Below are 12,576 nucleotides of genomic sequence, written 5' to 3' on the forward strand. Positions count from 1 at the left end.
CGGTGAGGTACCGGCGGACCGGCGGCCCGCCTACTTCTTCTTCGACTACGACGCCGGCACCAAGCAGCCCGTCGCCGTCTGCGGCAAGCAGGTCGCCAACGCCGTGATCGGCCAGGCCGGAGCCCGTAACGTCTTCGAGGGCTGCGACGGTGACTACAAGCAGGTCTCCTGGGAGGACGTGGTCGCCAAGAACCCGGACTGGATCCAGCTCGGGGTACGCAACCGCGGTGATGCGGCGGCCAACAAGGAGGCGTTCGACCAGGCCGAGGCGTTCCTGAAGAGCTTCCCGGCCACCAAGGGGCTCACCGCCGTGCGCGAGGGCCGCTTCCTGCGGATCGGCTCGGAGCGTACGACGATCGCGGGGGTGGGCAACGCCGACGCGGTCGAGGAGATCGCACGCACCATCCACCCCACCCGCTTCGAGGCGGACCGGTAGTGGCTCCGGTGCTTGACGACCCGCCCGGCCGTACGGCGGACCGCCCGGCGCGTACCCCGCGCGCCGGGCTGCTCGCACTGGGCCTGGGCGTTGCGCTGGTGGTGGCGTTGACCGGGGCGGTCTCGCTCGGCTCCACCGACATCGCGCCCGGCCATGTCTGGTCGGTGGTGTTCGACCGGCTGGGCGGGGCCGCGCCCCGGCCGGGCACCGACGACCTGATTGTGTGGCAGCTCCGGGTCCCGCGCGCCCTGTTGGCGGCGCTGGTGGGAGCCGGGCTCGGGCTGGTGGGGACCGCCGCCCAGGCGCTGGTGCGCAACCCGCTGGCGGACCCGTACCTGCTGGGCATCTCCAACGGCGCCTCGCTCGGCGCGGTCGCCGCGATCGTGCTGGGCGCGAGCGCCGGCGGGGTACTGGGGCTGGGGCTCTCCGCCGCCGCCTTCGCCGGTGCGCTCGGCGCGTTCGCCCTGGTGTGGTGCGTGGCGCGGCGCGGGGGCGGGTTCTCGCCGCTGCGGCTGGTGCTGGCCGGGGTGGGCATCGGACAGTTCCTGTCCGGCTTCACCAGCTACCTGGTGCTGCAGGCCGGGGACGAGCAGCAGACCCGCAGTGTGCTGTTCTGGCTGATGGGGAGCCTGAGCGGGGCCACATGGAGCGTGCTGTGGCTGCCGGCGCTGGCGGTCGGTGCCGGGCTGGTGGCTCTTCAGGCCCGCGCCCGGCTGATGAACGCGCTGCTGATGGGCGATGAGACCGCGGCCGGGGTGGGCGTGGACGTCACCCGGCTGCGCCGCGAACTGTTCGTGGTGACCAGCCTGCTGACCGGCGTTCTGGTCGCAGTCTCCGGAGCCATCGGATTCGTCGGCCTGATGGTGCCGCACCTGTGCCGGATGGTGATCGGCGGCGACCACCGCCGGCTGCTGCCGCTGTCCGCGCTCACCGGGGCGCTGCTGCTGGTCGTGGTGGACCTGGTGTGCCGAACGGCCATGGACACCCAGGAGCTGCCGGTGGGGGTGGTGACGGCGATGCTCGGCGCGCCCGTGCTGCTGGTCATCCTGGACCGGCGGACGGCGGTGGGCCGGTGAACGTCGAGATCGAGGATCTGCACGTCGGCTACGCGGGCCGGGATGTGGTCGCCGGTGTGCGCCTGCTGGCCGCCCAGGGCGAGATCGCCGGGCTGATCGGCCCGAACGGCAGCGGCAAATCCACCGTACTGCGCACCGTCTACCGTCATCTGCGGCCCACCGCCGGCCGGGTCCTGCTCGCCGGGACCGACCTGCGCACCCTCACCCCCGGGCAGACCGCCCGGCAGGTCGCCGCACTGCCGCAGGAGCGCGGCAGCGACTTCGAGCTGACCGTGCACGAGGTGGTGGCGATGGGCCGTACGCCCTACAAACGGGCCTTCGCGGGGGAGGACCGGGCCGACCGGCAGGCCGTGGCGGATGCCCTGACGGCCGTCGGGCTGGCCGGGCAGGGCGCCCGCCGGTTCTCCGCGCTCTCCGGCGGTGAGCGGCAACGCGCCCTGCTGGCCCGGGCGTTCGCCCAGGACCCGGACGTACTGGTGCTGGACGAGCCCACCAACCACCTCGACGTCCGGCACCAGGTCGAACTGCTCGCCCTGCTGCGCGACCGGCGCCGCACCACGCTGATCTCGCTGCACGACCTGAACGCCGCGGCCTCCCTGTGCGACCGGCTGCATGTGCTGCACGCCGGGCGGGTGGTGGCGTCCGGGCCGCCCCGCGAGGTGCTGACGCCGCGGCTGCTGGCCGAGGTGTTCGGGGTGCGCGCCGCGGTGACCGACCATCCGCTCACCGGCGATGTGCTGATCGCCTTCGACCACCGGGACACGCCGCCCGCCGCGGCGGGCGGGTAGCCACTGGCCCGGTCCGGTGCCGCGGGACCGGACCGGGGCCCCTCAGACCGAGGTGAAGTGGCTCGGCCGGCCCTCGCGCAGCACCAGCCGGCCGAGCCGCTCGGCGTCCGCCCGGTGCCTCAACTCCCGTCGGCCGTCGGCGTGTTCGACGACGCACGAGTGCCAGGGCGTCAGCCAGACATCGGGGGTGTCGAGCAGCCGGATGCCGAACTTGGCCGAGCCCAGCGGTTGCGGATGGATCGAGAGCCGGAACGCCCCCGGGTGGTGTACGGCCACCAGCTCACCCCAGGCGCTGCTGCGCCGCATCACGCCGTACGCGCGACGGCGGCAGTCGCGCTGGAGCGCCGAACGGGTACCGGTGAACGACGCGGTGTCCTCGAAGAGGAACCGGGTGATGCCCTGGTACAGCTTGCGGGTCGGCCCGTCGCTGCGGGTCAGGGACCGCAGGCTCGCCAGGTCCGGGGCGTACCGCGCGTCGACCAGCGCCCGCTTCTCGTCGTGCGAGAGCCCGTCGCCGTACACCTCGCGCAGGTCGAAGACGTCGAGCCGGGTCAGGCCCTCGGCGCGGATCAGGGCGCGCAGCGCGTCGGCGTAGGCGTCGATGTCGCGGTCCGGTACCCCGATGAGGTCGCTGAAGACGTGCCCGTCCGAGCAGATGACGACGCGTGCCCCCGGGGGATGGACCGCCGCGATCCGCGCGCACAGCGCGTCCAGGAAGCGCAGCGCGAGCCGTTCGCCCTCGTCGGGCAGGCGGCCGAGCACCTTGGCCGGGTTGGGTGACTTGCAGGGGAAGCCCGGCAGGGTGAACACGATCGGCTCACCGGCCGCCACCGGGGCGGCGAGCTGCCGGAGCTGGGCGGGGAAGGCGTCCGGGGTGTCCCCGTCCGCGGTGTCCAGCGCGCGCCGGTACGGCAGCAGGGTGGCGAGGACCGCTGCGCAGACGGCCCGGTGGCCGGCGGCCGGAGCGGGGGGCGGTGGGGTGGCGCGGGTCAGCACGCGGGGACCTGGGTTTCCGATGCCGGCCCGGGTGGCACCGGGCAGCCGCCGCCGGCCGGGCCGTAGCGGACCGGGAGCCGGTCGACCCCACGGGCCAGTACCGCCGGGATCCAGCGGAGCTCTTCTTCCGGGACGGCCGGCCGCAGGTCCGGCAGCCGCCGCAGCAACGCCCCCAGCGCGACCTGGAGTTCGATCCGGGCGAGCGCGGCCCCGGGGCAGAAGTGGACGCCGTGGCCGAAGGCCAGATGCGGATTGGGGGAGCGGTCGAAGTCGAGCACGTCCGGGTCGGCGAACCGCCGTCCGTCACGGTTGGCCGCGCACAGCGACACGATCACCGAGTCGCCCGCCGGGATCCGGGTCCCGTGCAGGTCGGCGTCCTCGGCGAAGAACCGCCACGTCGTCAGCTCGAAGGCGCTGTCGTACCGGAGGAGTTCCTCGACGGCCCGGGGCAGCAGTTCCGGGCGACCGGCCAGCTGTGCGAGGTGCTCCGGGTGGCGCAGCAGGGTGACCAGGGCGGTGGTGATCTGGTTGGTGACCGGCTCCTGTCCGGCGACCAGCAGCTGGAAGATCATCGAATCCAGCTCCTCCCGACTGATCCGCCCATCGTCACCCGCGGCCACCAGCCGGGCGAGCAGGTCGGCATCGTGCGTACGGCGCTTGTGGGCGACCAGATCGGCGATGTACCGCTGGAGTCCGCGCAGCCGCGCCTCGTACGCCGGACGGCCGGGATCTCCGGGCCCCACGGGCTGGACGACCTTGCCCCAGTCCCGGTCGAAGCGGTCCGCGAACTCCCGTGGCAGGCCGATGACCTCGGCCAGCACCTGGAAGGGGAAGCGGGCGGCGAAGGCCTCCACGAGATCGGCCGTCCCCTGCTCCGGAAGGGCGTCCAGCAGCGCTCCGGCCAGCTCCTCGAAGCGTTGCCGGAGCGCCTCGACCCGCTGCGGGGCGAAGGCATCGGTGATCAGCCGGCGGAGTGCGGTGTGCCGGGGCGGGTCCTGGTGGAGCAGATGCACCTGCAGCTGGGAGTGCTGAGGCTCGGGCATGATCGAGGCCCGGGCCCGCCAGGCGGCGTTGCCGCGGGAGTGGTGCTTGCCCAACCGGGCGTCGGTCAGCGCCTGATGCGCGGCCTCATAGCCGGTGACGAGCCAGGCGCACACCCCGCTGGGGAAGCGCACCCGGTGGACCGGGCCGCGCGCCCGCAGTTCGGCGTACAGGGGATAGGGGTCGCGTTTGTACTCCGCCCCGTACAGCTCTACGGGATCGGGCAGTGCGGGCATGGCGGTTCTCCTCAGCGGGCGCTGGTCGGCGACGGACCGCGCCCGAACGGCACGGCGTTGGAGAGGTCGGGCGGGGGAGGCGTCGAGTTCCCGCCACTCGCGGGAATGCGGGAATTCGGCCGGGCGGGAGCGAACCGGGAGGGCATGGGGAGGGCTTGGAGGGGGAACGGGGAGGGCGTAGGGAGGGAACGGGGGAGCCGCGGGGGTGGTGGGGCAAACCCAGTTAGTCGGGCCGTGGCGCCGCCGAGTTCCGGCGGTACGGCAGGACAAACCTCACGTGGCGATGAGCCCGTGATCGGCCCTTCGGCGCCGCCGTCACCTGCCACGATGGCGCGATGTCCAGCTCTCCGGCCGACCGACGTCGGTCTCCGATTCCGCCGCCGCCTCCGCTTCGGTCCGGCGTCCGTCCGCTGATCGCCCGGCCGGTCCTGGCCTTCGTCGCGCTGCTGGCGGTGCTCTTCGCGCTGTCGTACGGGGCGGGTGCCCTCGCCGGTCCGGTGGCCCCGGGGCTGCGCCCGGCCGGCGGGACCGGTACGGGACCCAACGCCCCTGCCGATGGCGGGGACATGAGCGACATGCGCGGTATGGATGGTATGCACGGCATGGGTGCGGTACGCGGTACGGACGTCGTGCGCGGCATGGGTGCCCCCGCGCCTCGCCCGGTCACCCCAGGGGCGGTTGCCCGATGACGCACCCCCAGCCCGCACCCTTGCGGCACGACGCCGCCGCGGTACCGTCCCCCGCCCGCACCACCACCCTCACCATCGGCGGGATGACCTGCGCCGCCTGCGTGGGCCGGGTGGAGAAGAAGCTCGGCCGGCTGGACGGCGTGGTGGCCACCGTGAACCTGGCGACCGGCCGGGCCGCCGTCCACCACCCCGCCGAGGTGTCCGTCACCGACCTCATCGCCACCGTCGAGGCGGCCGGATTCACCGCGCGGCTCCCGGAACCCGAACGCGAACCCGAACATGATCCCGGACGTGATCCCGGACCCGGACCCGAGGGGCGGCCCGCCCAGCCGCCGGACGCCCAGGACGACGAGGGCGCCCGCGCCGAACGCCACCGGCTGCTGATCACCGCCCTGCTCTCGCTCCCCGTCCTGGCCCTGTCGATGGTGCCCGGCTGGCAGTTCCGCAACTGGCAGTGGCTCTGCTTCGCGCTCGCCGCCCCCGTCGCCGTATGGGGTGCCGCGCCGTTCCACGCCCGGGCGCTGCGCGGACTGCGGCACGGCGCCGCCACCATGGACACCCTGGTCTCGCTCGGCGTGGTCGCGTCGTTCGGCTGGTCCGGCTATGCGCTGTTCCTCGGCGGGGCCGGAGCGCCCGGGATGACCATGCCGTTCAGCCTGCTGCCCACCGCCGGCGACGGCACCGCGCACCTCTACCTCGAAGCCGCCGTCGGCGTCCCGCTGTTCGTGCTGGCCGGGCGCCGGATGGAGGCCAGAGCCCGGCACGGCACCGGGTCCGCCCTCCGGGCGCTGGCCGAGCTCGCCGCCAAGGACGTCGCGGTACGCACGGCCGACGGCGAGCGGAGCATGCCGGCCGACCGGCTCCGGGTTGGCGACCGCTTCCTGGTACGCCCCGGCGAACGCGTCGCCACCGACGGCACCGTGATCGAGGGCGGCTCCACCCTGGACCTGTCCCTGATCACCGGGGAGAGCCGGCCGGTCGAAGTGGGCCCCAGCTCGGCGGTCGTCGGCGGCGCGGTCAACTCCGGTGGTCTGCTGGAGGTGCGTGCCGACGCGGTCGGCGCCGACACCCAACTCGCCCGGATCACCCGGCTCGTCGAGGACGCCCAGACCGGCAAGACCCGCGTCCAGCGGCTCGCCGACGCGGTCGCGGCCGTCTTCGTCCCCGCCGTGCTCACCGTCTCGGTCACCGTCCTGGGCTTCTGGCTCGGCGCCGGAGCCGCTCCGCAGGCCGCCGTCACCGCGGCGGTCGCGGTCCTCGTCGTCGCCTGCCCGTGTGCGCTGGGGCTGGCCACCCCGACCGCGCTGCTGGCCGCCACGGGGCGCGGCGCCCAGCTCGGGATCCTGGTCCGTGGACCGCGGGCGCTGGAGCGGCTGCGCCGGATCGACACCGTCGTCCTCGACAAGACCGGCACCCTCACCACCGGGCGGATGAGCGTCACCGCCCTCACCGTGCGCCCCGACGGCCTCGACCCGGCCGAGGCGCTGCGCCTGGCCGCCCTCGTCGAGCACGGATCCGAACACCCTCTGGCCCGCGCCATCGTCGCCCATGCCCGCGCACAAGACCCGGGAGCGGGTCAACTCGCTCCAGTTGTAAGGGACTTCTCCGCGACACCCGGATACGGTGTACGCGGCGGGACGGACGACGGGCGCGTGGTGGAGTGCACCCGGCCGGGCCGTCTCGCCGGGCTGCCGGCCCCCCTCGCGGACGCGGTGCGGGCGGCCGAGACCGCCGGCCACACCGCGGTCCAGCTCACCGTGGACGGCACCCCGGAAGCCGTCCTCGCCGTGGGCGACACGCTCCGCCCCGACAGCTACCGTGCCGTCGACCAGCTGCGCCGCCTGGGCCTGCGGCCGGTCCTGGCCACCGGCGACCGCGCTGTCACCGCACATACCGTGGCCGGGCACCTCGCCATCACCGAGGTCCACGCCGAGACCCGTCCGGAGGACAAGGCCGCCCTCGTCGCCACCCTGAAGGAGCAGGGCAGCCGGGTCGCCGTCGTCGGCGACGGTGTCAACGACGCCGCGGCCCTGGCCCTGGCCGATCTGGGCATCGCCATGGGCAGTGGCACCGACGCCGCGATCGGCGCCGCCGATGTCACCCTCGTACGCGAGGACCTCCAGGCCATCGCCGACGCGGTACGGCTGGCCCGGCGCACCCTGGGCACCATCCGCACCAACCTCGTCTGGGCCTTCGGCTACAACCTGGTCACCGTGCCGCTCGCCGCCGTCGGCCTGCTCAACCCGATGCTCGCGGCCGCCGCGATGTCCGTCAGCTCGCTGCTCGTCGTCGGCAACAGCCTCCGCCTGCGCGCCTGGCACCCGGGCGGCCGGGGACGGAAGGCATCGACGAGGAAGGCCGAATCCGGGACGGCCGAGTCCGGGACGGCTGCGTCCGGGGCAGCCATATGCGGGACGGCTGAATCCGGGACGGCCGTATTCAAGGGGGAGACCGTATGAACCGCCCGTCCGTGGCATCGCTCGCCGTGCCGCTGCTCACCTGTCTGGCCACCCTGGGCATGCTCACCGCCTGGACCGCCACCGGCAACGCCGGAACCCCCGCACAGCTGACCGTCACCGAGGGCCGGGTGCTGGTCCCCTCCGGCTCCGAGGCCACCGCCGCGTTCTTCACCGTCCGCAACACCGGTGGTGCGGACGACGTCCTCACCGGAGTCACCGGCCCGGCCGGGCACCGGGCGATGCTCGGCCGCACCGTCGACATCGGGCGGAACGCCCGCAGTATGGCCATGGTCCGGGCGGTCACCGTCCCGGCCGGCGGCACCCTGCGGATGACGCCGACCACCCTGGACATCATGATCAGCCCGCCGCCGGCGCTCGCACCGGGAGACCGGCTCACCGTCACCCTGCACTTCCGCGACAGTCCGCCGCAGACCGTGCGGGCCCGGGCGGTGCGCCCCGGCGGCTGACGCCGCGGGGTTCACGGCCGCGCACCGGCCCGGCGGTCCGTGAACCCCCCGCGGTCTGCGGTCCGTGAACCCCTGCGGTCCGTCAGGCCACCGCCCCGGCCAGCTCCCGCTCCGCCGGCTGCTCGGCCGCCGTCACCAGCGCGACCAGCGTCTCCCGGGCCCGTGCCACCCGGGACCGTACGGTCCCCACCGGGCAGCCCATCACCCCGGCGGCCGCCGCGTACGGCAGCCCCAGCAGCTGGGTGAGGACGAACGCCTCCCGCCGCTCCGGTACCAGCGCGGCGAGCAGTTCGGCCAGGGCGATGCCCTCGTCGAACCCGGGCACTCCGCGCGGCTGCACCCGCTCCGCCGCCGACTGCCAGTCGTCGGTCGCCGCCAGCCGGGGCCGTACCGCGCGGGATCGGATCCGGTCCGCGACCACCCGGCGGGCGATGGTCAGCAGCCAGGTCCGGGCCGACGACCGGCCCTCGAACCGCGGCAGACTGCGCAGCGCCCGTACATAGGTGTCCTGTACCAGGTCGTCGGTCGCCTGCGGGTCCCCGCTGAGGTGCGTCACATAGCGCCGCACATCGAGCTGGGTGGCCCGGACGAACTGCTCGACGGCCCGCTCGTCACCGCTGCGGGCGGCCAGCGCCCAGCCCGTCACCGCCTCGTCATCCCGCATACCGCGACCGCCCCTCGCCGTGCGCCGGGGCTTCCGGGAGGATGGCCCCATGCACTGCTCGCGGATCCGTACGGCCCTCTCCGCCCGCCTCGACGGGGAGGCACTGCCACCCGGCCTCACCGCCCGCGGGCTCGACGACCACCTCGCGCGGTGCCGGGACTGCCGCTGGTGGGACGGGCGGGCACGAGCCCTGACGGCGGGCCTCGGCCCCGCCATGGCGCGGACCGGGGACGCTCCGGCGGACGCGGACGATCCGGCATACGCCGATGCGCTGCTCGCCCGGCTGCGGGCGGCGTCCGCTCCTCCCGGCACCGGCCCGGGCACAGGCGCCGGTAGCGGCATCGGCGCACACGCCGGGTGATCCATGGGCGCCGTGCGGGCGCCCTCCCGCACTCGGAGAGGTGCCGGAGGCGGAGGTACACCCCGCCACCACAGGCATCCGGACAGGATTCATCATCTGGAGTCCTTCGTAGGAGCCGGTCCCCGCGCGGCGGCGACCGGTGACGTCGGAGCCGGGACCCTCGGCGCCCCGCGCATCCGCGCAGCTCTCAGCGCCCGTCCGTCCCTCGGCTCGGGAATTCGACCGTGCTGTCAGCCGACAGCCGGCTCATACGGCGGACCCCGCAACGACATCACATGGGCGAGCAGCAGGCTCCGCACCGCCCGCCGCGGCTCCTGCCGGGCCGAGCGCACGACCCGCCGCACCTCGGGCAGCACCACCCGCAGTACCAGTACCAGCGGCGCGAACAGCCAGGCCGACACGGTCCGGACGAGCCGGAACGCCGCCCGCTCACCGCCCCACAGCCACCATGCGCTGAGCAGCGCGACCAGCAGGTGGGCCGCGAGCATGCCGGTCGGGCTGCCGTGCATACCGGTCGGGCCGCCGTGCATCCCCGGCAGCTGATCCGCGTGGCCGAGGTGTTGCTGCTGTCGCTGCATCAGCTCCAGCATCCGCGCGGCCTCACCGTCGGAGAAGCGCATCCCCTGCGCGCCGCACATCCAGGCGTTCGCCCACTGCCGCGCCGCCGAGAAACCGTCGCCGGAAGCGCCGGAAGTGCCGGAGGCGCGGGCACCGGCCGCGATCGCCTGGCCGAACGAGAAGGCGCTGTGCAGGGCGGCCTGGGCGCCGACGGTCAGCAGCCCGACCAGCAGCGGACCGCGTTCCCGGCGCGCGCAGCACCAGGCACCGGCTGCGGTGCCGGCCCAGGCCGTGAGCAGCATCCAGGCGGGGACCGTGGCATCCGACATCGCCGCGTGTCCCAGGGCGGCGAGCAGCACACACACCGCGGCGAACACCGCGGCGCGCAGCCCTCTGAGAACCTGCCCCGCATCCATGACGGGGATCATCGTCGCACCCCGCCTCCGGGCCGGGACGGGAGGGGCACCCGAAAGCCGGACCTGCGCCCTCACCGGGTCCGGGATGAAAGCCGGACCTGCGCCCTCACCGGGTCCGGGACGGAAGCCGGACCTGCGCCCTCCCCCGGGTCCGGGGACGATGGAGGGACGGCGAGGCACCGAGGCCGGAGGGAGTGCCGGGGATGAGGACAGCCGACCCCTTCGGTTCCGCGGGCGACCCGTCCGCCTCCGGATCCGAGGCGCCGCCGCGCAGCGGGCTGCTGGACCTGCTCAGCGTCGCGGCGGTGCTCCTGGACGCCGAGGGGCGGATCGTGCTGTGGAGCCCGCAGGCCGAGAAGCTGTTCGGCTACTCCGCGCAGGAGGCACTGGGGGAGTACGCGGCGCGGCTGCTGGTCCACGAGAAGGACCTCGATCAGGTGCTGAACCTGTTCGCGGAGGTGATGGCGTCCGGCGAGGTCTGGGCCGGAGCCTTCCCCGTCCGGCACAAGGACGGCAGTACCCGGCTGGTGGAGTTCCGCAATATGCGGCTGCTGGACGACCAGGGTGACTTCTACGCCCTGGGCATCGCCACCGACGAGGCGGTGCTGCGCCAGGTGGAGCGGGATGTGGCCCTGTCGACGCGGCTGGTGTCCCAGTCCCCGATCGGCGTGGCGGTCCTCGACACCGATCTTCGGTATCTGGCCGTCAACCCCGCACTGGAGCGGATGAACGGCGTCTCCGCCGAGGAGCATCTCGGCCGGTCGGTCCACGAGGTGCTGCCGTTGCTGCAGACCGACAAGCTGGAGGCCGCGGCCCGTCAGGTCCTCGCGACCGGGGAGCCGCTGGTCGACCAGTACACCGTGGGCCGCACCCCCGCCGACCCCGACCGCGAACACGCCTGGTCGCTCTCCATCTACCGGCTGGACGACCCCGGAGGGCGGGTTCTGGGCGTGGCCGGCATGGTCGTGGACATCACCGACCGGCACCGGGCGGCCGCCGAGGCGGGCCGCGCGCGCCGCCGCCTCGCCATGATCGCGGACGGCTCCGCCCGTATCGGCACCACGCTGGAGGTGGAACGGACCGCCCGCGAACTGGCCGACGTCACGGTGCCCGACCTCGCCGACGTGGCCGCGGTGGACATCCTGGACTCCGTCCTGGAGGACCGCCGCCCGACGGAACCGGCCGCCGGGCACGCGCTCTTCCGGGCCCTCGCGGTGCGGGCCGCCTACCCCACCGAGGCGGTCCGCGCCTCCGATCCGCCCGGGCACCTCGCCAGTTATGGACCCGACCGGCTGGTCACCCGGTGCGTGCGCACCGGCAGCCCCATCCTGCTGTCCCATGTCGACGAGCGGGACCTGCCCGGCATCGCCCGGTCCGCCGAGGCCGCCGCCCTCCTGGCGGCCGCCGGCGTCCACTCGTACCTCATCACGCCGCTCATCGCCCGCGACGAAGTCCTCGGCGCGCTGGTCCTCACCCGTGCCCGTAACCCCGTGCCGTTCGACGAGGACGACCTCACCCTCGCCGGTGAGCTGGCCGACCGCGCCGCCGTGTGCATCGACAACGCCCGCCTGTACCAGCGGCTGCGCAACACCGCCGTCACCCTCCAGCGCAGCCTGCTGCCGGACCATCCGCCGCACCGGCCGGGTCTGGAGATCGCCACCCGCTACCAGCCCGCCGGGACCTCCAGCGAGGTCGGCGGCGACTGGTTCGATGTCATCCCGCTCACGGCGGACAAGACCGCGCTCGTCGTGGGCGATGTGATGGGCAGCGGCATCACCGCCGCGACCGCCATGGGGCGGCTGCGCACCGCCACCTCCACCCTGGCCGACCTCGACATCCCGCCGACCGGGGTACTGCGGCAGATCGACAAGATCACCGCTGATCTGCAGCAGTACGCCACCTGCGCCTACGCCGTCCACGACCCGCACCACGACACCTGCCGGATCGCCGTGGCCGGACATCTGCCACCGGTGCTGATGCGCCGGGGCGAGCCCCCCGAACTCCTCGACCTGCCCAGCGGCGTACCGCTGGGGGTCGGCGGCATCCCGTTCGAGGACACCACCTTCCCCCTGCACCCCGGCGATCAACTCGTCCTCTACACCGACGGCCTGGTCGAGACCCGCCACCACACCATCGACGAACGCCTGGACCTCCTCCTCCGCCTCCTGGACCGCCCCGACCGGTCCCTGGAACACACCTGCGACCGTCTCCTCGAAGCCCTCCGCGACCCGGACGACCCGGACGACGTCGCCCTCCTCATCGCCCGCGTCCGCCCCGGACCCCAGAAGTCCGCCCCGGACACCGCAGCGGGCCGGCTCGGGCGGCGCGGTGGAGAGGGATAGCCGTGTGTGTAAGGGTATTTGTGATGACGTCGATTGCATTCAAGAGG

The 12,576-nt window shown here is 74.2% G+C and carries 12 protein-coding genes; 8 read left to right on the forward strand and 4 right to left on the reverse strand.

Features of this window, described 5'->3' with window-relative positions; translation table 11 throughout:
• The 3 genes from AZE13_RS26705 to AZE13_RS26715 form a co-directional block, all read left to right on the forward strand.
• Nucleotides 1–436: ABC transporter substrate-binding protein (locus AZE13_RS26705; RefSeq protein WP_147264731.1), on the forward strand; the 436-nt coding region annotated here is incomplete at its 5' end.
• On the forward strand, nt 436–1,512 hold the full coding sequence (locus AZE13_RS26710) for a FecCD family ABC transporter permease (RefSeq protein WP_066937262.1): 1,077 nt from the start codon (nt 436–438) through the stop codon (nt 1,510–1,512). The genes AZE13_RS26705 and AZE13_RS26710, both read left to right, overlap by 1 nt.
• Nucleotides 1,509–2,300, forward strand: coding sequence for an ABC transporter ATP-binding protein (locus tag AZE13_RS26715; protein ID WP_066937265.1), 792 nt, complete (start codon nt 1,509–1,511; stop codon nt 2,298–2,300). The genes AZE13_RS26710 and AZE13_RS26715 overlap by 4 nt, the downstream gene beginning before the upstream one ends.
• A 42-nt stretch (nt 2,301–2,342) precedes the next feature.
• On the opposite strand, the gene AZE13_RS26720 is transcribed toward AZE13_RS26715, so the two are convergent.
• Nucleotides 2,343–3,296 carry an isocyanide synthase family protein gene (locus tag AZE13_RS26720; protein ID WP_258528010.1) on the reverse strand — a complete coding sequence of 318 codons (954 nt, stop codon included), beginning with the start codon at nt 3,294–3,296 and terminating at the stop codon, nt 2,343–2,345.
• Nucleotides 3,290–4,573, reverse strand: a complete 1,284-nt coding sequence (locus AZE13_RS26725; RefSeq protein WP_066937268.1) for a cytochrome P450 family protein — start codon at nt 4,571–4,573, stop codon at nt 3,290–3,292. Before AZE13_RS26725 ends, AZE13_RS26720 begins: the two co-directional genes overlap by 7 nt.
• A 335-nt stretch (nt 4,574–4,908) precedes the next feature.
• Between AZE13_RS26725 and AZE13_RS35855 the strand changes: the two genes are divergently transcribed.
• The 3 genes from AZE13_RS35855 to AZE13_RS26740 all read left to right on the forward strand — a co-directional run bounded on the left by AZE13_RS35855 (nt 4,909) and on the right by AZE13_RS26740 (nt 8,188).
• The gene (locus AZE13_RS35855) at nt 4,909–5,262 is read left to right on the forward strand and encodes a hypothetical protein (RefSeq protein WP_066937271.1); all 354 of its coding nucleotides are present in this window, start codon (nt 4,909–4,911) and stop codon (nt 5,260–5,262) included.
• A gap of 83 nt (nt 5,263–5,345) precedes the next feature.
• On the forward strand, nt 5,346–7,721 hold the full coding sequence (locus tag AZE13_RS26735) for a heavy metal translocating P-type ATPase (RefSeq protein ID WP_258528017.1): 2,376 nt from the start codon (nt 5,346–5,348) through the stop codon (nt 7,719–7,721).
• The gene (locus tag AZE13_RS26740) at nt 7,718–8,188 is read left to right on the forward strand and encodes a copper chaperone PCu(A)C (RefSeq protein ID WP_066937274.1); all 471 of its coding nucleotides are present in this window, start codon (nt 7,718–7,720) and stop codon (nt 8,186–8,188) included. Before AZE13_RS26735 ends, AZE13_RS26740 begins: the two co-directional genes overlap by 4 nt.
• Before the next feature lie 82 nt (nt 8,189–8,270).
• On the opposite strand, the gene AZE13_RS26745 is transcribed toward AZE13_RS26740, so the two are convergent.
• Nucleotides 8,271–8,852 (reverse strand): sigma-70 family RNA polymerase sigma factor, encoded by a 582-nt coding sequence (locus AZE13_RS26745; protein WP_066937276.1) that lies wholly within the window; start codon nt 8,850–8,852, stop codon nt 8,271–8,273.
• A 49-nt stretch (nt 8,853–8,901) separates the two neighbouring features.
• Here AZE13_RS26745 and AZE13_RS26750 point away from each other — a divergent pair, with 49 nt between their 5' ends.
• Nucleotides 8,902–9,213: a zf-HC2 domain-containing protein gene (locus tag AZE13_RS26750; RefSeq protein WP_066937279.1), complete on the forward strand. Its 312-nt coding sequence runs from the start codon at nt 8,902–8,904 to the stop codon at nt 9,211–9,213.
• A gap of 230 nt (nt 9,214–9,443) precedes the next feature.
• Here AZE13_RS26750 and AZE13_RS26755 read toward each other — a convergent pair whose 3' ends face one another.
• The gene (locus tag AZE13_RS26755; protein WP_066937500.1) at nt 9,444–10,187 is read right to left on the reverse strand and encodes a PE-PGRS family protein; all 744 of its coding nucleotides are present in this window, start codon (nt 10,185–10,187) and stop codon (nt 9,444–9,446) included.
• Between the two features lie 203 nt (nt 10,188–10,390).
• On the opposite strand from AZE13_RS26755, the gene AZE13_RS26760 reads away from it, so the two are divergent.
• Complete coding sequence (locus tag AZE13_RS26760) at nt 10,391–12,529, forward strand: SpoIIE family protein phosphatase (protein WP_066937281.1); 2,139 nt, start codon at nt 10,391–10,393, stop codon at nt 12,527–12,529.
• Nucleotides 12,530–12,576: the final 47 nt, after the last annotated feature.

Origin of the sequence: Streptomyces sp. NBRC 110611, from assembly GCF_001590865.1 — a bacterium.
Classification (GTDB): Bacteria; Actinomycetota; Actinomycetes; order Streptomycetales; family Streptomycetaceae; genus Streptomyces.

What these genes read in the sequence shown, in the direction of transcription:
- AZE13_RS26740 (WP_066937274.1), top strand. Translation starts at nt 7,718, where the DNA reads ATGAACCGCCCGTCCGTGGCATCGCTCGCCGTGCCGCTGCTCACCTGT.
- AZE13_RS35855 (WP_066937271.1), top strand. Translation starts at nt 4,909, where the DNA reads ATGTCCAGCTCTCCGGCCGACCGACGTCGGTCTCCGATTCCGCCGCCG.
- AZE13_RS26725 (WP_066937268.1), bottom strand. Translation starts at nt 4,573, where the DNA reads ATGCCCGCACTGCCCGATCCCGTAGAGCTGTACGGGGCGGAGTACAAA.
- AZE13_RS26735 (WP_258528017.1), top strand. Translation starts at nt 5,346, where the DNA reads ATGACCTGCGCCGCCTGCGTGGGCCGGGTGGAGAAGAAGCTCGGCCGG.
- AZE13_RS26745 (WP_066937276.1), bottom strand. Translation starts at nt 8,852, where the DNA reads ATGCGGGATGACGAGGCGGTGACGGGCTGGGCGCTGGCCGCCCGCAGC.
- AZE13_RS26750 (WP_066937279.1), top strand. Translation starts at nt 8,902, where the DNA reads ATGCACTGCTCGCGGATCCGTACGGCCCTCTCCGCCCGCCTCGACGGG.
- AZE13_RS26760 (WP_066937281.1), top strand. Translation starts at nt 10,391, where the DNA reads ATGAGGACAGCCGACCCCTTCGGTTCCGCGGGCGACCCGTCCGCCTCC.
- AZE13_RS26755 (WP_066937500.1), bottom strand. Translation starts at nt 10,187, where the DNA reads ATGGATGCGGGGCAGGTTCTCAGAGGGCTGCGCGCCGCGGTGTTCGCC.